Source organism: Kribbella sp. NPDC004875, assembly GCF_042873375.1.
In the GTDB taxonomy this organism is placed as follows: domain Bacteria; phylum Actinomycetota; class Actinomycetes; order Propionibacteriales; family Kribbellaceae; genus Kribbella.
Window position 1 is genome coordinate 1894265 of sequence record NZ_JBIALI010000001.1, and the last position, 22864, is coordinate 1917128.

A 22864-nucleotide genomic window follows, 5' to 3' on the forward strand; every position below is an offset into this window, starting at 1 on the left:
GCCGCCGGCCGTCAGACCGCGGTGAACCAACCGCTCCCAGGAGAATTGTGACGCGTGCCAGCAGCCGTCGCCCCGGCCCGCCGACGAGAACCGAACGCGGCATCCCCGAGGCGACTGTCGCGCGCTTGCCGGTCTATCTGCGGGCCCTGACCGCGCTGTCGGACAGCGGCATCGCGACCGCGTCGAGCGAGGACCTGGCGACCGCGGCCGGCGTGAACTCCGCCAAGCTCCGCAAGGACCTGTCCTACCTGGGGTCGTACGGCACCCGCGGCGTCGGGTACGACGTCGAGTACCTGCGCTACCAGATCGCGCGTGAGATCGGCGTCACCCAGGACTGGGCCGTGGTCATCGTCGGGATCGGAAACCTGGGTCACGCGCTGGCGAACTACTCCGGGTTCGGCACCCGCGGCTTCCGGATCGTCGCCCTGCTGGACGCCGACCCGAACCTGATCGGCGAGCGGATCGGCGACATGGAGGTCCGGGACTTCGCCGAGCTCGAGGACATCGTCGAGGCCGACCGGGTCTCGATCGGCGTGATCACCACCCCGGCCGGGCCGGCGCAGCAGGTCTGCGACCGGCTGGTCGCGGCCGGCGTGACCAGCATCCTGAACTTCGCGCCCGTCGTGCTGTCCGTGCCCGACGGCGTGGACATCCGCAAGGTGGACCTCTCGATCGAGTTGCAGATCCTGGCGTACCACGAACAACGAAAGTCCGGAGAGGCGGCGCTCCCCCAGGTGCCCGAGCTACCAGCGATGAACGGTCTGACGGATCTCCCGAGTGTCGGGGGAGGTGTCGGGCTGTGAGCTACCTGGTCGTCGGCATCAGTCATCGTTCGGCTGCCATCGACGTGCTCGAGCGGGTCGCGCTCGACGCGGACGCGGCGACCAAGCTGGCCCTGGCCGTGCGGAACTCGGCGGCCGTCGCGGAGTCCGCAGTACTGGCCACCTGCAACCGGACCGAGGTGTACGCGACCGTCGACCGGTTCCACGCGGGTATGGACGAGGTCACCGCGATCCTGTCCGACGTCACCGGCGTACCGCTGCTGGACCTGGCCGAGCACCTGTACGTGCACTTCGAGGAAGGTGCCGTCGCGCACCTGTTCCAGGTCGCTGTCGGGCTGGACTCGATGGTCGTCGGCGAGAGCCAGATCCTCGGCCAGGTGAAGGAGACGCTGCGCGTCGGCCAGGACCTGGAGACCATCGGCACCGACCTGAACGCCCTGTTCCAGCACGCCTTGCGGGTCGGCAAGCGGGCGCACGCCGAGACCGGGATCGACGCGGCCGGACGCTCGGTCGTCTCGGCCGGGCTCGACGCCCTCGGCGGGTACGACGGCCGCCGCGCGCTGATCGTCGGCGCCGGCTCGATGGCGTCGCTGGCCGCACAGACCCTGGCGAACGGCGGCGCTCGCAGCGTGACCGTTGCCAACCGCAACTACGACCGCGCGGCCGCGCTGGCGGAGCGGATCGGCGGTACGGCGATCAAGCTCGCGGACGTGCCCGCCGCGCTGCACGAGGCGGATCTGCTGGTGTCGTGCACCGGCGCCCGCGGTGTGGTGATCACCGAGGAGATGATCCGCGACGCGGCCGACGGACGCCCGATCGGCGTCCTGGATGTCGCACTGCCCCGCGACGTCGCCCCCGAAGCCGCGCGGATCGCCGGCGTCACGCTGGTGACGCTCGCGGATCTGGCCGGGACGGCCGGCGGCAGCGAGACCGACATCGACGACGTACGGCGGATCGTCGGTGAAGAGACCGGCGCGTTCGAGGCCACTCGCCGAGCCGCGTCGGTCGCGCCGACCGTGGTCGCGCTGCGGGCGATGGCCAGCGAGCTGGTGAACACCGAGCTGGCCCGGCTGGAGCGCCGGCTGCCGGATCTCGGCGACCACGAGCGCCACGAGGTCGAGCGGACCATTCGCCGCGTCGTCGACAAGGTGCTGCACAACCCGACCGTGCGGGTGAAGGAGCTCGGCGGTGATCCCGGCGGACCGACGTACGCCGACGCGCTGCGGCAGCTGTTCGCTCTCGACCAGGCGACCGTGGACGCGGTCACCACGCCGAAGGGGAGTGAGCAGGCATGATCCGGCTCGGAACCCGCCGCTCGAAGCTGGCGATCGCACAGTCCACTCTGGTCGCGGACGCGCTCCGGAACCTCGGTCACGAGGTGGAGCTGGTCCCGATCTCCACCACCGGCGACGTGGACAAGGTGTCTCCGGTCGAGCAGATCGGCGGCACGGGCGTCTACGTCAGCGCGCTCCGCGACGCGCTGCTGGCCGGCGAGATCGAAATCGCGGTGCACTCGCTCAAGGACCTCCCGACCGCGCCGGTCGCCGGTCTCGTGATCGGCGCGATCCCGGTCCGTGAAGACCCGCGCGACGTCCTCGTCGCGCGCGACGGGCTGACGCTCGGCGAGCTGCCGCGCGGTGCCGTGATCGGGACCGGTGCGCCGCGCCGGTCGGCGCAGATCGACGCGCTCGGCCTGGGCATCGAGTGCACCGGGATCCGGGGCAACATCGACACCCGGATCGGCCTGGTCACCGACGGCAAGGTCGACGCGGTGGTGCTGGCCCGGGCGGGACTGGCCCGGTTGGGACGCCTCGACGAGGTGACCGAGACGCTGGACCCGATCCAGATGCTGCCGTCGCCGGGACAGGCCGCGCTGGCCGTCGAGTGCCGCGCGGACGACACCGACGTACTGGCCGCGCTGGCTCCGCTGGAGGATCCGGCCACTCGCGCGGCGGTGACGGCCGAGCGGCAGTTGCTGGCCACGCTCGAGGCGGGGTGCACGGCTCCGGTCGGTGCCCTCGCCGAGGTGGTCGAGGGCGAGGACGGCCCGGAGCTGTGGCTGCGCGGCGCGCTCGGCCAGGAGGACGGCGTCCGGCGGCTGTCGGCGAACGGGCCCGTGGAGGATCCGGTGTCTCTCGGCAAGGCGCTGGCGAACGAGTTGCTGGAGCGAACATGACACCGGCACAGAGCACGACGACGGCCAAGAAGACGGCCCACAAGACGAGCAGTAAAACGACGAGGGCGAAGGCAGACGTGAGCGCGAAGACAGCCGCTACCGCGGCACCGCAGAAGGCCGCCACCAGTACCGTCAAGCAGACCAAACCGCTCGGGCATGTCACGTTCGTCGGCGTCGGTCCTGGTGACCCGGCGCTGCTGACGCTGGCCGGCCGCGACGTGCTCGCGGGCGCCGACGCGGTCGTTGTCGAGGGCCCCGAACACGACGCGTTCCTGACCTACTGCAAGCCGGACGTCGAGGTCGTGGACGGCTCCGGCGCCGAGGGCAGCCGGGCGCTGCGGGTCGCCGCCCGCGCGCGGCTGGTGGTGAAGACCGCCAAGTCCGCGGCGAACGTCGTGCGGCTGCTGACCGGCGACCCGTTCACCTTCTCCAGCGGCGCCGAGGAGGCGGCCGCGTGCAAGAAGGCGGGCATCGGGTTCAACGTCGTCCCGGGTGTCAGCGAGGTGAGCGCGGTCCCGACGTACGCCGGGATCCCGCTGACGATCAAGGGTGACCGCGAGGTCACCGTCGTCGACCTGGCCGAGAACAAGCTCGACCTGACCCGCCTGCAGCCGAAGCAGACGCTGGTGCTGCTGAACGCTGTCGAGACCCTGAAGGAGACCGCGGCGGCCCTGGTCGAGGGCGGTTTCGACGCCGGTACGCCGGTCGCGGTGACCGTCGGCGGTACGACCACCGCGCAGACGAGCGTGGTCGGCACACTGGAGACGATCGTCGCGGACCTGCGCGCGTCCAAGGTGACCGGCGAGGCCGTGATCGTGGTCGGTGCGGTCGTCGAACAGCGCGAGGCGCTGTCCTGGTTCGAGACCAAGCCGCTGTTCGGCTGGCGGATCCTGGTGCCGCGCACCAAGGACCAGGCCGGGCCGTTGATGGACCGGTTGCGGCGCTACGGCGCGATGCCGGAGGAAGTGCCCACGATCTCGGTCGAGCCGCCGCGCAACCCGCAGCAGATGGACAAGGCGATCCGTGGTCTGGTCGAGGGTCGCTACGAGTGGGTCGCGTTCACCTCGGTCAACGCGGTGAAGGCGGTCCGGGAGAAGTTCGACGAGTACGGGCTGGACGCGCGGGCGTTCTCCGGGCTGAAGATCGCGGCGGTCGGCGACAAGACCGCCGAGGCGATCGGTGCCTGGGGCATCCGTCCGGACCTGGTGCCGTCCGGCGAGCAGTCGGCGGCCGGGCTGGTCGAGGACTGGCCGCCGTACGACGAGCTGCTGGACCCGATCAACCGGGTGTTCCTGCCGCGCGCCGACATCGCCACCGAGACGTTGGTCGCCGGACTCACCGATCTCGGGTGGGAGGTCGACGACGTCACGGCGTACCGGACCGTGCGGGCCGCTCCGCCGCCCGCACCGACCCGCGAGGCGATCAAGTCGGGCAAGTTCGACGCGGTCGTGTTCACCTCGTCCTCGACGGTGCGGAACCTGGTCGGCATCGCCGGCAAGCCGCACGCGTCGACCGTGATCGCGGTGATCGGGCCGGCCACGCTGAAGACCGCCGAGGAGCACGGCCTGCGGGTCGACGCGATGGCCGAGACGCCGTCCGTCGAGGAGCTGGCCGACGCCCTCGCCCGGTTCGGTGCGGACCGGCGTGACACCATGGTCGAGGCCGGGGAGCCGGTCACCCGTCCGTCCGAGCGCCGCTCGGGCTCGCGTCGAAAGAGCTGATTTCTGTGCCCGGATTCCCGGAGGTCAGGCCGCGGCGGCTTCGGTCGTCGGCGGCGGTACGCAGGCTGGTCGCGGAGACCACGCTCGAACCGCGGCAGCTGATCCTGCCGATGTTCGTCCGGGAAGGCGCGCGCGAACCGATCGCGATCAGGTCGATGCCGGGCGTCGTACAGCACACCCGCGACACCGCCCGGAAGGCGATCGCCGAGGCGGCGCAGCTCGGGCTCGGCGGCGTCATGCTCTTCGGCGTCCCCGCCGAGAAGGACGAGGTCGGCTCCGGCGCGCTCGATCCCGACGGGATCCTGAACGTCGCGATCCGGGACGCGGTCGCGGAGGTCGGCGACTCGCTGCTCGTGATGTCGGACCTCTGCCTGGACGAGTTCACCTCGCACGGGCACTGCGGCGTCCTGGACTCGGAGGGCCGGGTCGACAACGACGCGACCCTGAAGATCTACGCCGAGATGGGCGTCGCGCAGGCGACCGCCGGTGCGCACGTCGTCGGTCCGTCCGGGATGATGGACGGCCAGGTCGGGGTCGTTCGGTCGGCGCTGGACGCGGCGGGCTTCCTCGACACGGTGATCCTGGCGTACGCCGTGAAGTACGCGTCGGCGTTCTTCGGCCCGTTCCGCGAGGCGGTCGACTCGTCGCTGACCGGCGACCGGAAGACGTACCAGCAGGACAACGCGAACTCCCGCGACGCGATCCGCGAGGTCGACCTGGACATCGCCGAGGGCGCGGACATCGTGATGGTGAAGCCGGCGCTGGCGTATCTCGACATCATCCGGCAGGTTCGCGACCACGTGAACGTGCCCGTCGCGGCGTACAACATCTCCGGTGAGTACGCGATGGTCGAGGCCGCCGCGGCGAACGGCTGGATCGAGCGTGACCGCGCGATCCTCGAGACACTCACCGCGATCCGCCGGGCCGGGGCCGACACGATCCTCACCTACTGGGCCGCCGAGGCAGTCCACCTCCTCACCCAGCGCTGACCCTCAGGAACTCAGCTCCCCGCTCGGCCGTCAGAGGTCTACTGTGGTTCGGGTCAATCGTTTGAGAAGGAGTCCTGAGGTGGCGTCGAGCGAGGAGACCGCCGTGCAACCGGCGGAGCTGATGGCGCAGTTGGGGGCCGTACGCAACGAGCTCCAGGCGGCTCAGGCCGCCCTGCGCGACGCGCTGGCCGCCGACGACGCCCTGACCGCCGCGCAGCGCACCGAGGGCGGTGCAGCGCGATGAACGAGCAAGACCTCCGCTGGCACACCGACCTGATCTCGAACGCGACGCAGGACGCCCGGGTCAAGATGCAGCTGGCCGACGACAGGATGGGTGCGGCGCTCGACGCCCTCGCCGTCGCGCAGAACGACATCCCGGCCATGGTCACGCAGGCACGCCTCGTGGAGATGAGCGACACCCCGAGCCAGTACATGTCGCACGCCCAGTCCTACGGCCAGGACATCGACCGCCAGATGCGGAAGGCGCGGGACCTGACCGGGGAGGCCGGCGACCGCCTGCGCGAAGGCATCGAGGCGATCACGGCGGCCAAGGAATCGCTCGAAGCCCTCGAGACCGCGACTCCGGAACCGAGCGTCACGTCGCGGGAGCAGCAGGCGTGGCCGGAGGGTGTGCCGACGCTCAGCGACTTGCGGCAGCGGATCGAGCTCTTCGAGGAGAGCCTCACCGCCGCCACCGAGTCGGCCGAAGACATCGGCCATCAGATCGAGCAGAGCCGCGAAGGTCTGACGAAGCTGGGCAACGCCAGCTACCGGGTCACGGACCGGGCGGAGTCGGCGCAACTGATCCAGGACGCCGGCCACGAGCCATGGCGCGCGGCTCATCAGATGAGTGACCGGATCACGGCCGGCATCGCCACCTATGAAGCCGGCCACCGGGAGTCCGAGTCAGCCGCTCGAGCAGCGTCCGAACTCGACCAGGCGGTCCGAGCCGGTCTCAACCCCACTGAGAAGCCGGCTCAGGTCAAGCCCGCCGAGACCTTGGACCAAGGCGCCCAGAACCGTCTCCACGAACGCCTCGGCGGTAAGGACCGCGCCTCAACCCTCCGCGACTACTGACCCACCGCGCCGGGGAGCACGTCGGGTGGTCAGCGCTTGATGGTGTAGTCGGATTGGGTGAAGCCGGCTTTCAGGGTGCGGGTGGCGTTGTGGGTGAGGGGGACGTCGGCGGGGAGGTCACCGAAGAGGGGGATGCCGGCGCCGAGGAGGACCGGGGCCGTGGTGATGGTGAGCTCGTTGAGCAGGCCGGCTCGCAGGAAGGTCTGAATGGTGGCGGCTCCGTCGGCGTAGATGCGGTGCGCGCCGCGATCGTTCAGGGTTTCCACCAGCGCGTTCAGCGTGCGGTGCACGAGGATCCGGTCGTCGGCATCCGGGTCGAGGGTGGTGCTGAGGACCTCCACCTGCTTCGACTCGTACGGCCACTCGTCGAACGTGCGTGCCAGCTCGTACGTGTTCCGCCCCAGGACGACGGTGTCGACCGAGGCGAGAAACTCGTCGTACCCCGTGCTGCCGGCCTGCTCGGCGCGGGTGGTCAGCCAGTCGATGGATCCGTCCGGACGCGCGATGTACCCGTCCAGACTGGTGGCGATGAAAGCAGCCGCATGAAAGCTCACATCCCACAGTTTCCCACGCGCGCCCGGTCGTCCGGCGACTCCCCGGAGGGTGACCTTCCGCGAGGAGAGGATGGTCGTTCGAGCGGAGCGGAAAGGGACCGATGGCGAACCAGCAGCAGCTTGGCGACCTGTTCGGGGCGGACAGCATCACCTGCCTCGACGCCGAGGACCGGGAGATGTTCGCGTCGGCCGGAATCGTCGCCGACGAACTGTTCGACGTCGGCCTGCCGGACCGGTTGGCCGGCGTGTTCGTGCTGGAGCCGCTCGCCGAACCGGGGGCCTTCGACGGCGTCCCGGTGAACCTCAACGGCGAAGACGTCACCCTCGTCACGCTCGGCGCCCCGCATCCCGAGTCGGCACTCCGGTACTTCCTCGACCCCCGCGAGGGACACGTCCTGCTGGCCGATCTGAACGGTGACCGCGCAAGGCTCGAGACCGTGAACTCTTCGCTCGGCTCGTTCATCGACTACCTGTATCGGATCGGTCGCTACCAGGCCTTCCGGCGCGACGCCGACGAGAACCTGCAGGCCGACTACAAGGACCTCCTGGTCGCGTACCTCGCTGTTCGGGACCCGAACGCCTACGCCGCCGAGGACAACTGGTGGCCGCTCGCTGTCGGCCGGCTCAGCCTTTGAGGCCTGTTTGGGCCAGGCCTTCGACGAATTGGCGTTGGGCCAGGACGAAGATGACGAGGACGGGGAGGGCGGAGAGGGTGGCGGCGGCGAGTTGGGTGTTCCACATGGGGCCGCCGTAGGCGTCGACGTACTGGGTGAGGGCTTGCGGGATGGTGAACTTCTGTTTGGAGGAGAGGAAGACGATCGGCTCCAGGTAGAGGTTCCAGCTGTGCAGGAAGGTGAAGATGGAGACCGCGCCGATTGCTGGCCGTGCCAACGGTAGGCAGACGCGCCAGAAGAGCCCGAAGCGGCCGAGGCCGTCGACTCGGCCGGCTTCTTCGAGTTCGGCCGGGAGCGTGATGAAGAACTGGCGCATGATGAAGGTGGCCAGCACGCTCGGGGCGCCGAGCATCGGGATCAGGATCAGCGGCCAGTGCGTGTTCACCAGGCCGAAGGAGTCGAACATCTTGTAGAGCGGGATGATCGTCACCTCGTTCGGGACCAGCAGTCCGCTCAGCACGATCAGGAAAACGACCCCTGCACCGCGGAACCGGACCCGCGCGAACGCGTACCCGGCGAGTGACGACACCGCGAGCGTGCCGATCGTCACTACTAAAGCGATGTAGAGGCTGTTCAGGTACTGCTGCCCGAACGGCTGCAGCGCGAACACCTGCCGGTACGCGTCCAGCGTCGGCGACGCCGGTAGCAACGACGGCGGGAACGAGAAGATCTCCGACACCGGCTTGAGCGACGTCGTCGCCATCCACCAGATCGGGAACACGAACGGCACACAGCAGACCAGCAGTACGCCGTAGATCAGCAGCTTAAGCTTCATGGAACACCCACCTCCGCCGCATCCGCCATTGGATCACCGTCAGCACCAGCACGATCAGGAACAGCACCAGCGACAGCGTCGCGCCGTACCCGAAGTGATGGAACTGGAACGCCTGCTGGTACAGGTAGTAGACGAGCACGGTCGTCGACGTGCCCGGGCCGCCCTGTGTCAGTACGGCGATCTGCGCGAACACCTGCAGTGATCCGACGATCGTCAGGATCATCGTCAGCAGGATCGTTGGACTGATCAACGGTACGGTCACCCGCCGGAACCGCGCCCAGGCCGACGCCCCGTCGATCCGGGCCGCCTCGTACAGCTCCGCCGGTACGCCCTGCAACGCCGCGAGGAACAGCACCATGTTCAGCCCGACGTTCTTGAACAGCTGGACGACGATCACCGACACCATCGCCGTACCGCTGGAGCGCAGCCAGTTCGGGCCGTCGATGCCGAAGACGTGCAGGAACGCGTTGACACCACCGTTGTCCTGCAGCAGGAAGCCCCACACGATCGTCCAGGCGACCAGCGTCACCACGACCGGCGAGAAGAACAACGTCCGGAAGACCACGGTGCCGCGAAGTTTCTGGTTCAGCAGTACGGCGAGGAACAGCGCGAGACTGAGGTTCAGCACCACCAGCCCGACCGAGAACAGACCCGTTGCCCGCAGTACCGGACCGAGCCGCTGGTCGTCGGCCAGCGCCTGGTAGTTGTCCGCGCCGGCGAACTCGAACGTGCCGGCCAGCACGTTCCATTCGTGCACGCTGTACCAGACCACGAGCCCGAGCGGCACCAGCACGAACGTGACGATGCCGGCCAGTTGCGGCGCGACCATCAGCCAGCCGGCCAACGTGTCGCGCCGCCGCATCGTCCAGTACGGCGCCCGCGCGGCCGGGGTCCCTGACCGCCCAGGCCGTGCGGGCTTCTCCAGCGTCAGGGTCATTTCGCCAGCAGGGGGTTGATCTTGGAGCAGACCCCGGACAGGACGGTCTTGACGTCCGCGCCCGGCTTCCACAACGGGTCGAGCGCGGCGCGCACCGTCTGCTGCAGCTCGGCGTACCCGGTGTGGCTGGGCTTGATCTTGCCGTTTTCGATGCCCTTGACAACGACGCTGTCGAGCTGAGCGGGCTTGAGCAGCGGGTTGGCCTTCGCCAGGGTGGCGGCGTTCAGCTCGGACTTGCGCGGCGGCGGGAAGTACTCCGCCAGCTTCGCCGAGTTCTGCGCGTTGCTGAAGTACGCCAGGAACTGCTTCGCCGCGTCCGCGTGCTTGCCGCGCTTGAACACGCCGATCCCCGCCTGCCCGACGACCGAGTAGTCACCGGCCGGACCCTTCGGTAGCGGCACCAGATCCCAGTGGAACTTGGCCTTCTCGAGCAGCGCCGCCCGGCTGATCTGGGTCAGCACCATCGACGAGTCGCCGGCGAAGAAGTCCTTCGTGACGCCCGGTCCCGGCATGGCTTTGTCGGTGAAGATCATCTTCTGGACGAACGTCATCGCGTCCACCATCTGCGGCTGGTCGAACTGACAGCTCTTGCCGTCCTCGCTCCAGGGCCGCGCACCCCACCCGGACCAGATCGCATTCAGCGTGTCCCAGCCCTTGTAGTCGAAGTCGCCGACCACCAGACCACCCTTACCGGTCTTGGCCTGTACGGCGGCAGCGGTCTTCGCGGCCTCGTCCCAGGTCCAGGTCCCGGACGCGATCTGCTGCGCGGGCGCCGGCCGCCCCGCCGCCTTCACCAGGTCGGTGTTGACGAAGACACCCAGCGGCGAGGTGGACAGTGGGTAGGCGTACAGCTTGCCGTCCTGCTCCCAGTTGGCCGTCGTACCCGGCACCAGGTCCGGGTCCTTGTCGATCGGCTCCAGCGCGCCGGAGCTGACGAAGTCCGGTGCGCTGGTCTCGAAGATCCAGGCCAGGTCCGGGACGTTGCCGCCACCGATCTGGGTGGTCAGCGTGGTCGTGTAGCTGTCGAACGGGATGGACTCGAAGGTGATCTTGCCGATCTCCGGGTGGTCCTTCTTGTAGCCGGCGGCGATCTGGTCGAACAACGCCAGGTGCTTGGCGTTCGCGCTCCAGATCGTCATCCGCAGGTCGATCGGCGCGCCGGCGCCCGCTCCGGAGCCGGAGCCGCCGCCACATCCGGCAGCAGCCAGCAGTGCCGCGGCGGACAACGCCGCTGTCAGTCTCTTCATCTCAGGGGACCTCCATCAGTAGCCGGAATCAATAACCCTTGACGTCCGGCCAGGCGAGTTCGATGCCCTGGGCAACCAGGCGGTCCTGGAACTCGCCGAGCAGGGCAGGTGTGGCGTGGACCGCGCGCGGACTGACACCGCGGTCCAGGCAGAAGCCGGCAAGCAGGCCTGCGGCCTCGCCGACGTTCCACTCGACCGGATGCAACCGGTAACAGCCGTTGGTGATGTGCGTGCTGCCGAGGTTCTTGCCGGCGGGCAGCAGGTTCTCCACCCGCTGCGGGACCAGCGCCCCGAGCGGGATCCGGAACGGGCTGCTCGCCACGTCGATGTAGTTGTCCCCGCCGGTGGACGGGTGCAGGTCGATCCGGTACATCCCGATCCCGACGCTGTCGGCGTACTCCACCGCTCCGCGGGTCCCGCGGACCGCGACCGACAGGTCCTGCTCGACGATCGTGTACGCCGCCTTGATCCGCCGCGACTCGCGGATGTACGGCGCCTGCGCGAGTCCGTCGGCCGATCCGACCAGGTCGCCGCGCAACCGCAGCCCGGGGAAGCCGGTGCCACCGTCCGGACGGGGCGCCTCGGTCTGCAGCCAGTAGAACACCGCCTGGGACAGCTCCTTGGCCGCGGCCAGATGCTTGGCCGCGTCCGGTACGTCGATCACCGGGCCCTCGAAGTAGTCGATCATCGGCCAGTTCACGAGGCAGATGTCGCTCTCGTAGGCCCCCGGGACGAAGTGCCGGCGGGCCGCGATCCGGCGGAAGGTCCACAGGTTCGTGTCGCCGCCGCTGCGCCGCTGGTCCGCGACCACGGCGAGCGGGTCGTCGTCCGGGTTCGGGGTGAACGTCCGGACCGAGCTCTCCAGGGTGCGCGGGTTCGGCGCCGTCCAGGACAGCAGCCGGTCGCCCCAGAACGAGGGCTGGTAGTTCCGCCAGAAGGCGTAGTTCGCCGGTTTGTCACCGACGTGGTCGCCGTCGACGTGGTCGACCGCGAAGCAGTACGACACCGCCTGCATGTTCAGCGGCTGCGCCTGAGCCGGCGCGCTCGGCTCCCCGGTCTCGCTCTGCGCCTCGAACCCGGTGACGTACTCCGTCCCGGTCAGCGGCAGCAGCTCGCCGGTCTCGGTCGCGTCGAGGATGTACGGCGCCGTGAGCGTCAACTGCTCCTCGGTGTCCCGGTGCTCCACGGTCACCGCGGTGACCCGGTCGCCGTCGGTGTCCGCGGCCACCGGCCGGTACGGCTGCAAGACCTGGAGCCGGCGACTGGCGCGGTACGGCGCGAGCATCTCGTCCAGTACGGCGACCGCGACGCGCGGCTCGTGGCAGAGCTTCGAAACGTACCCGGCTCCCGGGTTGAGGTGCGCGTCCGCCCGGGACGCGACGGTCAGCGGGTAGTGCCGGCGGTAGTACTCGCGGATCCCGTCGCGCAGCGCGCGGTACGACGCCGTGACGCCGAACTGCTCGACCCACGAGTGCTCGTCCGGCGGGACGGCCTGGCTGGTCAGCTGACCGCCGAGCCAGTCGAACTCCTCGGTCAGGATCACCGAGCGACCGGTCCGGAGCGCGGCCAAGGCCGCGGCGACCCCACCGAGCCCACCGCCGACCACAAGAACATCTGTATGCATCTAGAAACCTTTGCTAGGCGGAGTGAGAGTGATTCCGTCGGTCAGGTCGCACGGCAGGAGGACGTGCCGCTCGCCGGCGGTGCCGCTGAGGATCGACTCGAGCAGTTCCACTGCGCGCAGCCCCATCGCCCGCCGCGGGACGTGGAAACCGGAGAAGTTCAGGTCACTCGCCGCGGGCCGGGTGGCATCACCGAGCGCGATCACGGACAGCTCCCCGGGTACGTCCACACCGCGCTCGGCGGCCGCGGCGTACAGCGCGATCGCGTCCGCACGCTCCTCGACGAAGGCCGCGGTGATGTTGCGCTCGAGCAGGTCGTCGAGCACGTCACCGGGCGCGCGGTCGGTCGTCGGTACGTGCGGTGCGCGCGCGCCGGCCGCGTCACGGAAGCCGCGCATGCGGTCGGCCGACGACTCCGCTCCGCTGCCGAGTCCGGCGTACGCGATCCGCCGGTGACCGAGCGCCTGGGCCTGCTCGACGACGGTGCGCGTGGCGCTCGTGTAGTCGGCGCCGACGTACGGCACCGGGCCGTCGGCGTCGTCGCGGCGGCCGACCGAGACGAACGGGTACCCCTCGGCGATCAGCCGGGCCAATTCCTCATTCGGGATATCCCGGCCGAGCAGCAGGCAACCGTCCGCGATCCGGAGCCGGTTGTTCTCGTGGAAGATCCGCCGCCGTCCCTCGGTGACGGGCGCGCTGGTGAACAGCAGCAGGTCCCAGCCGAGCCGCTCGGCGCAGTCCTCGATCCCGGCCATGAACGGGTGGTAGAAGTCGCCGCTCGCGCTCGGGAACACGGACTCGTAGGTGAACACGCCGAGGATCTGATTGCGCTGCTGCGTCATCCGCCGCGCCAGCGGATCGGCTTGGTAGCCGGTCTCGCGGATCACCTTGAGTACCCGGTCCCGGGTCTCGGCCGGGATCCGCGCGGTGGCGTCGCTGCGGTTGTTCAGCACCAGCGACACCGTCGTCTGACTGACCTTGGCCAGCCGCGCGATGTCGCGCTGGGTGAGCCGGGTCGCCTTGTCTGCCATCGTCGATCCTTCGCGGTAATACGGATTGCCGGGAACCGTAGAACAGCCCGCCGAGGTGCGTCAAGAGGTCAGTTCCGCTGGTAATTCGAATTATCAAAGCCCACGGTCTTGACCCGCCACGGTCACGCGCTGAAAACTCGCCGCAGTCCGATCGCAGCGAGGAGATCCGCTATGTCTCTGAAACGTCGTACCGTCCTGCTCGGCGCCGCCGGCGCCGGGCTCGCGTCCACGATGACGTCGATGTCCATGTCAGCCGGCGCCGCGGGGTTGCCGTTGCTGGCCACGTTGCCGGCCGGGGCGCCGGAGCGACGGTTGTTCGCGCCGGGGGAGCAGCGGTTCGCGCCGTACCTGGCGACGCTGGCGCCGATGGCGAACGACATCGTCGACACCGATCCGTACGGGTTCATGGGTGGCGGCTGGTGGCGGACGCCGGCTCAGCCGTACAACTCGCGGGTCCAGGAACACGTTTTCACCCTGAGTTGGTTCTTCGCGAACAAGCGTGCCTGGAACCCGTACTACCGTGACAACGCGCTGCTCGGCCGGCTCGACGCCGCGTTGCAGCACTACATCGGGTTGCAGAACCCGGACGGCTCCTGGCCGGAGTACCACCCCGGCGAACAAGGAAAGGCGTCAAGCGGTTTCGGCATCGGGTACTTGGCGAAGACGCTCGCCAATCTGCGGCAGGCGAACGCGCTGACGAGCCGGCAGCCGCAGCTGGAAGTTGCCCTGCGCAAGGGAGTCGACTGGTACCTGGACCCGGGAAACTCGGTCGTCTGGGACAACCCGTTCGAGTACACGAACCAGGCGACGGCGGGTGTCGCCGGCTCGGCGCTCACGCTGACGTTGCTCCCCGACCACGACCGGTCGCTCGAGCTGCAGGACCGGATCCGGTTCATCGCGAAGTGGGCGCAGAGCCCAGCCGGGTTCTTCTACGACCCGCGCGGGATGGACATCAACTACAACTTCGAGGTCATGCTCCCGGAGCTGGCCGAGCTGTACCTGCTCACCAGGAACCCGCAGCTCGCGACCATGGCGCGCCGGTTCGCCGACTGGTTCGGGTACAACCTGCTCCGGGAGCCCGACGACTCCGGCTGGCTGACGTACTACGCCGTCTCGGACCGGACCGCGGCGGCGTTCTACGACGACGTGATCCCGGACCCGGACCGCACCATCCTCGGCTCGCACTTCGTCCCGGTCGCACCGGACCTCGGTGCGTTCTTCACCTCCCGTGAGGACCAGACGGCATCCCGGCAGGTCTGGGCCGCGGACCCGGCGCCGGTGCTCGCGCTCGCCAAGCAGGACACCTCGCCGCGGATCATCGCGCATGCGCCGTACGGCGAGACGATGCCGGCCCGCGCCGCGAAGCAGGCCGCGATCGCGCGACTCCCGTACCTGCGCAGCGACAACTTCACCGAGCGGCGCCACGACGACTACGGCAATCAGGACTACCTCTACGTACGCCGTCCCGGCCTGTACCTCGGCGCGTTCTTCGGGAACCGGCAGGGCAGCGGCGTGAAGGCCGGGACCGGATTCCTCTGGCACCCGGTGGCGGGCACGGTGATCCACGCCCAGCAGACGGCGACCGGATCCTGGGGCACCGTCCTCGGTGGCAAAGCCGATGCCGAGAGCAACCTTGTCGCCTCGTACCCGTCCAAGGACCTGGTCCGCTACCACACCCCCGACGGTTCGGTCGCGACCGAGCTGCTGGTCGGCCCGCAGTCCGTCAGCCGCCGGGTCACCGCGACCGGCGCGGCGACCGAGCAGATCCCGCTGGTACTGCAGCCCGACGACGAGGTCGTCTTCTCCGACGGAACCGCGGTCCCCTACAACCAGAGCCGGACCGCGACGGCGGACAGCCTGGTGATCCGCCGTGGCAAGGCCACGATCACGATCACCTGGTCGAGCCGTCGTACGGCGACCGTCAGCACGACGTCCCGCACGTACCTCCGCGACGCCCGCCGCCGCATCCACGTCCTTCGTATCCCGCACGACGGCTCACTGGAAACCGTCGTACGAACCGCCGGCTGACCACCTCCGACCCAACAGCTCTCCAGGTGGATGGGCAAGGTCAAGGGGTACGCAGACGCAGCAGTTGGTGGCCGGGGGTGCGGCCGGTGAGGTATACGCGCAGGCCGTCCGGGGTGAGGCTGCCGCCGAGGTAGGTGTAGCGCTCGCCCGGGTCCATCGCGACCCGGGCGGCGCCGTTTCCGGGCCCGAACTCGATCCGGTCGGTGCCGACCGTGTAGGTTCCGGTCCCGGACGCGAGCTGGTAGTTGCCTGAGGCATCCAGTGCGTCGACCCCGGAAAGTGTTCCGCCGTTGCGGAAACACAGCTCGATCGCGTACGCCGTCGCGTCGCCGGCGAACTCGAACGCCAGGTCGAAGCCGGACGGTACCTCGGTCACGGTGATCTCGGTCCGCAGTGTCCGGTACTGCTTCGGCCGATGCCCGAAATCCATCGACGCGTAGAACCGGCCCTCGGGAGTGAGGGCGTACTGCCCGTCCGCCCGCCGGAAACGCTTGGGCAACGGCAGGTGGTACGGGACCTTGACCTCCTGCGCGAGCCGGAAACCGTTCGGGCCGAGCCGGCGCAGTCCGTCGCTACGGAAATGACCGGTGCTGAAGAACTGCGGCGACAACCGGACCGAGTCGAGGATCGCGGCACCGTTCCGGAGCTTGAAGAACGTCGGGTTGGTCGACAGCCCCGACGAGATCACCGGGAGGTCGGCGAAGTCCGTGCCACCGAAAACGGTTGCCGTCCGCGCGTCACGGCGTACCCGGACGGATGCCTGGGACGGGTAGTGCTGCACGAAATCGGTGGGGGCCGGCTGGGCGGCCGGAAGGGTCGCGGACAGTTCCGGGCGTTCCAGGACGTCGGCCAGGAAATCGCCGAGCTCGCCCGTTCCGCGGGCCTCGATGCTCTTGGCCACGGTCGTGAATCGTCCGTCCCCGGTGTGCAGCGCCAGCTCGCGGAACTGCGTCAGGTACCACCAGATCTCGCGCAGACCCTTCTGGTCCTGCCGGCGGGACGCGGTCGTGTCCACCTCGCCGTTCGGCTCGAGCAGGTACAGCGTCACGTCGAGGTTGCGCCGGACGTACTCCAGCAGGTCCGGCCTGGCGCGCAACCAGGCGATCGTCAGCAGGCACGGGTTCGTCACCTCGGCCGCGTACGTCGAACTCCGCTCGCTGTAGATGCCGTCCGGCGTCGCGTCGATGCCCTCGTCCAGCCAGTCCTCGATCCGGGCCGCGTACCGCCGGTCCGGAAACAGTTCGTTGGCCCGCGCCAACGCGGCCGACACTTCCCACCGATGGTTCGGCGTGTGTACGCCGCCGCTCGCCAGTGCCGGCCCGGCCTTCCGCACCACCGTCGCGAGTGTCGCGCGCAGTGCAGCGGTTTCCGCCTGGCCGTCCGCGTCGAGCAGCGCGTAGAGCAGGCAGACGTCCTGGATCGCGAAAGCGGTGTCCGGCGGCGAGTGCAGGTTCCCGACGTCGTACAGGCCGTCCTCGTGCTGCCGCGCGGCGAGCTGGTCGACCAGCCATCCCAGCGGCCCGAGTAACGCGGGGTCGTGGTGGTACGACGACCGGCCCCAGACGTAGCCGGAAACCAGCCGGCGGGCTTTCCGGGCCACCGTCCGGACACTGTCGGAAAGGTTCTGGTAGTTGCCGAGAACCAGCGGAATCTGTTGCTGGTTCGCATCGGTCAGCAGGGTCAGGAAGTCCTCGTCCACAGCTGCCACCTCAGCACGAGCAACGGCCGGATGCAGGGCGCCGAGCGCGACCGTGGTCAGCGAACCGGTCAGAAAGGTGCGTCGCAGCATCGGGTTCTCCCGTCGGTAAGCGGTTGCCAAATGCCTGGAACTGTCGCCTCCGGACTTTGTCCTGTCAAGAGCGCGCAGCCCGACCGCATCCGGACATCCGGCACCCCGGCGAGCCCTTGCATAAACCGGTTTCCCGTACTAGTTTGACCGGCCAAGGCAAGCGCTTTCCGGGCTGCCCTTAGCGTTCCGGAGGTACGCAGAACATGAGTGCGCTGGGTGAGCTCGGCAGCCTCCGGGGGAAGAAAACCGCAGGTCAGAAGAAGGACAATCTGGCCGGCTACCTCTTCCTCTCCCCGTGGCTGCTCGGGCTGTTCCTGATCACGATCGGGCCGATGCTGGCCTCGCTCTACCTGTCCTTCACGGACTACAACCTGATCCAGGCCCCGAAGTGGATCGGCCTGGAGAACTTCACCCGGATGCTGTCCGACCAGCGGCTGCACAACTCGCTGCGGGTGACGTTCACCTACGTGTTCGTCTCGGTGCCGCTGCAGCTGGCGATCGCCCTGCTGCTGGCGGTCGTCCTGGACCGCGGTGTCCGTGGGATGGCGTTCTACCGGTCGGTGTTCTACCTGCCGTCGCTGCTCGGCTCGAGTGTCGCGATCGCGATCCTCTGGCGGCAGGTGTTCGGCACCACCGGCCTGCTGAACCAGGTGCTGGACGTGGTCGGAATCCACGGCAAGGGCTGGATCTCCGACCCGAGTACGGCGCTCGGCACCCTGGTGGTGCTGAACGTCTGGACCTTCGGGTCGCCGATGGTGATCTTCCTGGCCGGGCTGCGGCAGATCCCCACGATGTACTACGAGGCGGCATCGGTCGACGGCGCCGGCGCGCTGCGGCGGTTCTTCAGCATCACGATGCCGCTGCTGACACCGATCATCTTCTTCAACCTGGTGCTGCAGATCATCCACGCGTTCCAGTCGTTCACCCAGGCGTTCGTCGTTTCCGGGGGCAGCGGCGGACCGTCGGACTCGACGATGTTCTTCACGCTGTACCTCTACGACCGGGGCTTCGGGAACTTCGACATGGGCTACGCCTCCGCGATGGCGTGGTTCCTGCTCGTGATCATCGGAGTCTTCACCGCCGCGAACTTCTTCGCCTCGAAGTACTGGGTGTTCTATGACGACTGAGACCCTGCACCGCGCTGTCACCGCCCGCCGTACCGCTCCCGTCACCTGGGCCCGGATCCGGCCGCTGGTGATCCACGTCCTGCTGGCCGGCTCCGCGCTGGTGATGCTCTATCCGGTGATCTGGATGGTGGTCAGCTCGCTGCGGCCGGGCAACGAGATCTTCCGTGACCCCGGGATCCTGATCAAGGACCTGCGGATCGAGAACTACCGGCTCGGCTGGCACGCCCTGACCGAACCGTTCACCCGCTACCTGCTGAACTCGGCGGTCGTGGTGCTCGGCTCGATCCTCGGCAACCTGGTGTCCTGCTCGATGGCGGCCTACGCGTTCGCCCGGCTGGAGTTCACCGCCAAGAAGTTCTGGTTCGCGATCATGCTGCTGAGCATCATGCTGCCGATCCACGTGGTGATCGTGCCGCAGTACATCCTGTTCTCGAAGCTGGGCTGGATCAACACGGTGCTGCCGCTGATCGTCCCGAAGCTGCTCGCCACCGACGCCTTCTTCGTCTTCCTGATGGTGCAGTTCATCCGCGGCATCCCGCGCGAGCTGGACGAGGCGGCCCGGATCGACGGCTGTGGCAAGGCCTCGATCTTCCTGCGGATCATCCTCCCGCTGATGGTGCCGGCGCTGGCCACCACCACGATCTTCACGTTCATCTGGACCTGGAACGACTTCTTCAGCCAGTTGATCTACCTGACCGACCCGCACATGTACACGGTCCCGATCGCACTGCGGTCGTTCGTGGACTCGACCTCCAGTTCGTCCTGGGGATCGATGTTCGCGATGTCGGTCGTCTCCCTCGTCCCGGTCTTCCTCGCCTTCCTGCTCGGCCAGCGGTTCCTGATCAAGGGCATCGCGACCACCGGCATCAAGTAACTCCCCTGAAAGGTGCACCTCATGAGGCACATCCCACGCGTCGCAGGCAAGGGCCTGCGCGCACTCGCCGCGGCGGCGATCGCCACCGGCCTGCTCGCGGCGGCCGCCTGCGGCGGCGACTCCGGTGGTGCGTCGTCGTCCTCCGACGGCGGCAAGGTCACGCTCCGATTCACCTGGTGGGGCTCGGACACCCGGACCAAGCTCACCCAGCAGGTGATCGACGCCTACCAGAAGGACCATCCGAACGTCACCGTCAAGGGTGAGTTCGGCGAGTGGTCGGGGTACTGGGACAAGCTCGCCACCACGGTCGCGGCGAACGACGCCCCGGACATCATCCAGATGGACGAGAAGTACCTGCGCGAGTACGCCGATCGCGGGGCCCTGCTCGACCTGAAGAAGGCCCAGGGCCTGGACACCGGCAAGTTCGAGCCGGACACCCTCGGCGCCGGCGAGTTCGACGGCGGGCTGTACGGCCTGAACGCCGGCATCAACTCGTTCGCGGTGGTCGTGAACCCGGCCGCGTTCAAGACCGCCGGCGTGGCGATCCCGGACGACACCACCTGGACCTGGGACGACTTCGCCAAGACCGCGGCGGAGATCACCGCCAAGACCGGCGGCAAGATCACCGGGACCGGCACGCTCGGCGGCAACGAGGCCGGCCTGAACCTCTGGGCCCGGCAGAACGGCGAGTCGCTCTGGACGAAGGACGGCAAGCTCGGCGTCTCGCCGGAGAAGACCACCGACTTCTTCAAGTACATCCTGAAGCTCCGCGACCAGAAGGCGATCCCGTCCGCGGAGGCGGTCTCGCAGGACATGAACGCGTCACTGGACCAGTCGGCGTTCGCGACCGGGAAGCTCGCGATGAGCTTCATCTGGAGCAACCAGCTGGTCGCCTTCAGCAAGGCGACCGGCCAGCAGCTCAAGCTGCTGCGGATCCCGAGCACCGACGGCAAGGCCGCCGACAACGGCTCGTACTACAAGGGCTCGATGTTCTGGTCGATCTCGTCGCGGTCGAAGCACCAGAAGGAGGCCGCGGACTTCGTCAACTACCTGGCGAACACCACTGCCGCCGGCAACGTGCTGCTGGCCGAGCGTGGCGTGCCGCCGAACACCGAGGTCCGCTCCGAGGTGACGCCGAAGCTGCAGCCCGCCGACGCCGCGACCGCGAAGTTCATCCAGGACATCAAGCCGGACCTCGGCGACCCGTCACCGGCGCCGCCGGTGGGTGGTGGTCAGGTGGAGAAGATCATCCAGCGGTACACGACCGAGGTACTGTTCGGCCGGCAGGCGCCGGACGCGGCGGCCAAGGCGTTCCTGGACGAGGTCAACGGGGAGCTCAAATAGTGTTGCTGACAGCAACTGATTGCCGATGACGGGGGCCCGCGTGGCCGTGGTGGGAATCCACGGCCACGGAGCCTCCCATGTGCGTAACGTCGCCCGGCTGGCCGAGTCCGGCCGGGCCGAGCTGGTGGCGGTCGCCGATCCGCGCGGCGGCGGCGAGCTGCCCGCGGACGTCCAGGTCTTCGCCGGCCTGGACGAGCTGCTGGCCGTCACCGAGGTCGACGTGGTGGTGATCTGTACGCCGATCCAGACCCACGTCCCACTGGCCGAACTGGCGATGCGGGCCGGGGCCGACGTACTGCTGGAGAAGCCGCCGACGGCGTCGCTGGCCGAGTTCGAGGCGCTGTCGGCCGTGGTCGCGGAGACCGGGCGCGCGTGCCAGGTCGGCTTCCAGGCGCAGGCGTCGGAGGCCACGCTGACACTCGCCTCGATGATCGCCGAGGGGCAGCTCGGCGAGATCCGGGGAATCAGCGCGACCGGCAAGTGGGTGCGGAAAGCGCAGTACTTCCAGCGCGCCCGGTGGTCCGGACGGCGGCGGCTCGACGGGATCGACGTGGTCGACGGCGCGGTTACGAACCCGCTCGCGCACGCGACCGCCGCGGCCCTGCTGCTGGACGGGTCGACCGGCATCGACGACATCCGGTCGATCGAGACCGAGCTGTACCGCGCGAACCCGATCGAGTCCGACGACACGTCCTCGGTGCGGATCACCACGAGCCGCGGTACGCCGATCTTGGTCGCGGTCACGTTGTGCGCGACCGAGCACCTCGAGGCGTCGGTGATCGTGCACGGGTCCGCGGGGCAGGCGGTGCTGACGTATCAGTCGGATCTGATCGGCGATACGAAGTACGGGCGGGCGGATCTGCTGGAGAACTTGCTCGCGCATCGTGCGGATCCCGCCGTACCGCTGTATGTGCCGCTGCAGGCGACCGGTGGGTTCACCCGGGTCGTCGAGGCGGTTCGGACGGCGGCCGACCCGGTGCCGATCCCGGACGCGCTGGTGCGCTGGGAAGGGGAGGGGCTTGAGCGCCGGCCGATTCTTCTCGACGTGGAGAAGTGGATCGACCGGGCCTCGGACGAGCTGGCCTTGTTCAGCGAGATCGGGGCGCCATGGACCCAATCGAAACGGGAGAACTGATGACGCAGAACCTCGGCTGTAACCATGCTGTCGGCCGGTCGATCCAGGTCACGGCGGGCGACGGCGAGTTGTTCACCTATGTCTACAACGCGGACGACCCGCAGTACGAGTCGCCGCGTCCGTACTTCCATCCGATCCGGACGCTGACCGGCGACCTGGTCAGCGTGTACCGGCCGTGGGATCACCTGTGGCACAAGGGCCTGGCTTGGTCGTTGCCGCACTTCGGCGCTGACAACTTCTGGGGCGGGCCGACGTACGCGCAGGAGGACGGCTACCAACCGCGCGACAACAACGGCTCGCAGGACCACGACCGCGTGGACGCCCTCGACGTGTCGGACGACGAGGTGCGGTTCGGGCACCACCTGTCCTGGCACACGCAGGGCGGCAAGCACGTGGTGGACGAGTCGCGGACGATCACCACGCGGCTGACCGACGACGGCTGGGTGCTGGTCTACGAGACCGCGATGACGAACGTCTCCGGCGCCACGGTCCAGATCGGCAGCCCGACCACGGCCGGTCGCCCGAACGCAGGGTACGGCGGCCTGTTCTGGCGCGGACCGAGATGCTTCACGAACGGCACGATCCTCGCCCCGCAGGGCAAGGGCCGTGACGAGCTGATGGGGCAGCGCGCCGCGTGGATGGGCTTCACCGCCCGTCAGGACGAGACCGACACGGCGTCCACGCTGATCATCGCCGACGCGACCGACAACGTCCGGCACCCACCGCAGTGGTTCGTCCGCTCGTCGAACTTCGCCGCCGTCTGCCCGGCCCCGTGGTTCTCCGAGGAACTCCCGATCGAAGCCGGCGCCACCCTGAACCTCAGGTACGCCGTCCTGATCGCCGACGGTCTCGCCGACGACGACGGCGCCGCGACGCTCGCCGCCCAGGCCACCAAGGCCCTCGCGAGCTGAACCCCGGACCCCCGGGCCATCACAATCCACCCGTCGACGCTCGGCCCGCCTGGCGGACGTCGCGGACGCCG

At 68.9% G+C, this 22864-nt stretch carries 21 protein-coding genes; 14 read left to right on the forward strand and 7 right to left on the reverse strand.

Features of this window, described 5'->3' with window-relative positions; genetic code table 11:
- Positions 1-47 precede the first annotated feature (47 nt).
- The 7 genes from ACFYRH_RS09210 to ACFYRH_RS09240 all read left to right on the forward strand — a co-directional run bounded on the left by ACFYRH_RS09210 (position 48) and on the right by ACFYRH_RS09240 (position 6745).
- Positions 48-803, forward strand: coding sequence for a redox-sensing transcriptional repressor Rex (locus ACFYRH_RS09210; protein ID WP_387770568.1), 756 nt, complete (start codon positions 48-50; stop codon positions 801-803).
- Positions 800-2077: a glutamyl-tRNA reductase gene (locus tag ACFYRH_RS09215; RefSeq protein WP_387770571.1), complete on the forward strand. Its 1278-nt coding sequence runs from the start codon at positions 800-802 to the stop codon at positions 2075-2077. Before ACFYRH_RS09210 ends, ACFYRH_RS09215 begins: the two co-directional genes overlap by 4 nt.
- Entirely contained in the window at positions 2074-2958 is an 885-nt protein-coding gene (hemC, locus tag ACFYRH_RS09220; protein WP_387770574.1) for a hydroxymethylbilane synthase, read from the forward strand. Before ACFYRH_RS09215 ends, hemC begins: the two co-directional genes overlap by 4 nt.
- Complete coding sequence (locus tag ACFYRH_RS09225) at positions 2955-4679, forward strand: uroporphyrinogen-III synthase (RefSeq protein ID WP_387770577.1); 1725 nt, start codon at positions 2955-2957, stop codon at positions 4677-4679. The genes hemC and ACFYRH_RS09225 overlap by 4 nt, the downstream gene beginning before the upstream one ends.
- Positions 4680-4684: 5 nt before the next feature.
- A complete protein-coding gene (hemB, locus tag ACFYRH_RS09230) occupies positions 4685-5668 on the forward strand; it encodes a porphobilinogen synthase (protein ID WP_387770580.1) in 984 nt (327 codons plus the stop codon).
- Between the two features lie 79 nt (positions 5669-5747).
- Positions 5748-5912 (forward strand): hypothetical protein, encoded by a 165-nt coding sequence (locus ACFYRH_RS09235; RefSeq protein ID WP_387770583.1) that lies wholly within the window; start codon positions 5748-5750, stop codon positions 5910-5912.
- On the forward strand, positions 5909-6745 hold the full coding sequence (locus tag ACFYRH_RS09240) for a hypothetical protein (RefSeq protein WP_387770586.1): 837 nt from the start codon (positions 5909-5911) through the stop codon (positions 6743-6745). The genes ACFYRH_RS09235 and ACFYRH_RS09240 overlap by 4 nt, the downstream gene beginning before the upstream one ends.
- Before the next feature lie 29 nt (positions 6746-6774).
- Here the strand turns inward: ACFYRH_RS09240 and ACFYRH_RS09245 are convergent, their stop codons facing one another.
- Positions 6775-7299: a dihydrofolate reductase family protein gene (locus tag ACFYRH_RS09245; RefSeq protein WP_387770588.1), complete on the reverse strand. Its 525-nt coding sequence runs from the start codon at positions 7297-7299 to the stop codon at positions 6775-6777.
- A 101-nt stretch (positions 7300-7400) separates the two neighbouring features.
- On the opposite strand from ACFYRH_RS09245, the gene ACFYRH_RS09250 reads away from it, so the two are divergent.
- On the forward strand, positions 7401-7934 hold the full coding sequence (locus ACFYRH_RS09250) for an SUKH-4 family immunity protein (RefSeq protein WP_387770591.1): 534 nt from the start codon (positions 7401-7403) through the stop codon (positions 7932-7934).
- Here the strand turns inward: ACFYRH_RS09250 and ACFYRH_RS09255 are convergent.
- Genes ACFYRH_RS09255 through ACFYRH_RS09275 form a run of 5 tightly spaced genes read right to left on the reverse strand, consistent with a single transcriptional unit; the run spans position 7924 to position 13585 of the window.
- Complete coding sequence (locus tag ACFYRH_RS09255; protein WP_387770594.1) at positions 7924-8748, reverse strand: carbohydrate ABC transporter permease; 825 nt, start codon at positions 8746-8748, stop codon at positions 7924-7926. The two genes, ACFYRH_RS09250 and ACFYRH_RS09255, sit on opposite strands and share 11 nt — an antisense overlap.
- Positions 8738-9685, reverse strand: coding sequence for a carbohydrate ABC transporter permease (locus ACFYRH_RS09260; protein WP_387770597.1), 948 nt, complete (start codon positions 9683-9685; stop codon positions 8738-8740). The genes ACFYRH_RS09255 and ACFYRH_RS09260 overlap by 11 nt, the downstream gene beginning before the upstream one ends.
- The gene (locus ACFYRH_RS09265; protein ID WP_387770600.1) at positions 9682-10932 is read right to left on the reverse strand and encodes an ABC transporter substrate-binding protein; all 1251 of its coding nucleotides are present in this window, start codon (positions 10930-10932) and stop codon (positions 9682-9684) included. Before ACFYRH_RS09265 ends, ACFYRH_RS09260 begins: the two co-directional genes overlap by 4 nt.
- A gap of 28 nt (positions 10933-10960) precedes the next feature.
- Positions 10961-12556: an FAD-dependent oxidoreductase gene (locus ACFYRH_RS09270; RefSeq protein WP_387770603.1), complete on the reverse strand. Its 1596-nt coding sequence runs from the start codon at positions 12554-12556 to the stop codon at positions 10961-10963.
- Positions 12557-13585, reverse strand: a complete 1029-nt coding sequence (locus ACFYRH_RS09275) for a LacI family DNA-binding transcriptional regulator (RefSeq protein WP_387770606.1) — start codon at positions 13583-13585, stop codon at positions 12557-12559.
- A 171-nt stretch (positions 13586-13756) separates the two neighbouring features.
- Between ACFYRH_RS09275 and ACFYRH_RS09280 the strand changes: the two genes are divergently transcribed.
- Positions 13757-15613, forward strand: a complete 1857-nt coding sequence (locus ACFYRH_RS09280) for a hypothetical protein (RefSeq protein ID WP_387770609.1) — start codon at positions 13757-13759, stop codon at positions 15611-15613.
- Positions 15614-15653: 40 nt separating this feature from the next.
- Here the strand turns inward: ACFYRH_RS09280 and ACFYRH_RS09285 are convergent, their stop codons facing one another.
- Positions 15654-17402, reverse strand: coding sequence for a hypothetical protein (locus tag ACFYRH_RS09285; protein ID WP_387770612.1), 1749 nt, complete (start codon positions 17400-17402; stop codon positions 15654-15656).
- A gap of 203 nt (positions 17403-17605) precedes the next feature.
- Here ACFYRH_RS09285 and ACFYRH_RS09290 point away from each other — a divergent pair, with 203 nt between their 5' ends.
- From ACFYRH_RS09290 to ACFYRH_RS09310, 5 genes are read left to right on the forward strand one after another with little or no spacing between them, the layout of a single operon-like run.
- Positions 17606-18529: a carbohydrate ABC transporter permease gene (locus ACFYRH_RS09290; protein ID WP_387770615.1), complete on the forward strand. Its 924-nt coding sequence runs from the start codon at positions 17606-17608 to the stop codon at positions 18527-18529.
- The gene (locus ACFYRH_RS09295; protein WP_387770618.1) at positions 18519-19403 is read left to right on the forward strand and encodes a carbohydrate ABC transporter permease; all 885 of its coding nucleotides are present in this window, start codon (positions 18519-18521) and stop codon (positions 19401-19403) included. The genes ACFYRH_RS09290 and ACFYRH_RS09295 overlap by 11 nt, the downstream gene beginning before the upstream one ends.
- A gap of 21 nt (positions 19404-19424) precedes the next feature.
- On the forward strand, positions 19425-20747 hold the full coding sequence (locus ACFYRH_RS09300; RefSeq protein ID WP_387770621.1) for an ABC transporter substrate-binding protein: 1323 nt from the start codon (positions 19425-19427) through the stop codon (positions 20745-20747).
- A 25-nt stretch (positions 20748-20772) separates the two neighbouring features.
- Positions 20773-21882, forward strand: a complete 1110-nt coding sequence (locus ACFYRH_RS09305) for a Gfo/Idh/MocA family protein (RefSeq protein WP_387770624.1) — start codon at positions 20773-20775, stop codon at positions 21880-21882.
- The gene (locus ACFYRH_RS09310; protein WP_387770627.1) at positions 21882-22793 is read left to right on the forward strand and encodes a PmoA family protein; all 912 of its coding nucleotides are present in this window, start codon (positions 21882-21884) and stop codon (positions 22791-22793) included. Before ACFYRH_RS09305 ends, ACFYRH_RS09310 begins: the two co-directional genes overlap by 1 nt.
- Positions 22794-22864: the final 71 nt, after the last annotated feature.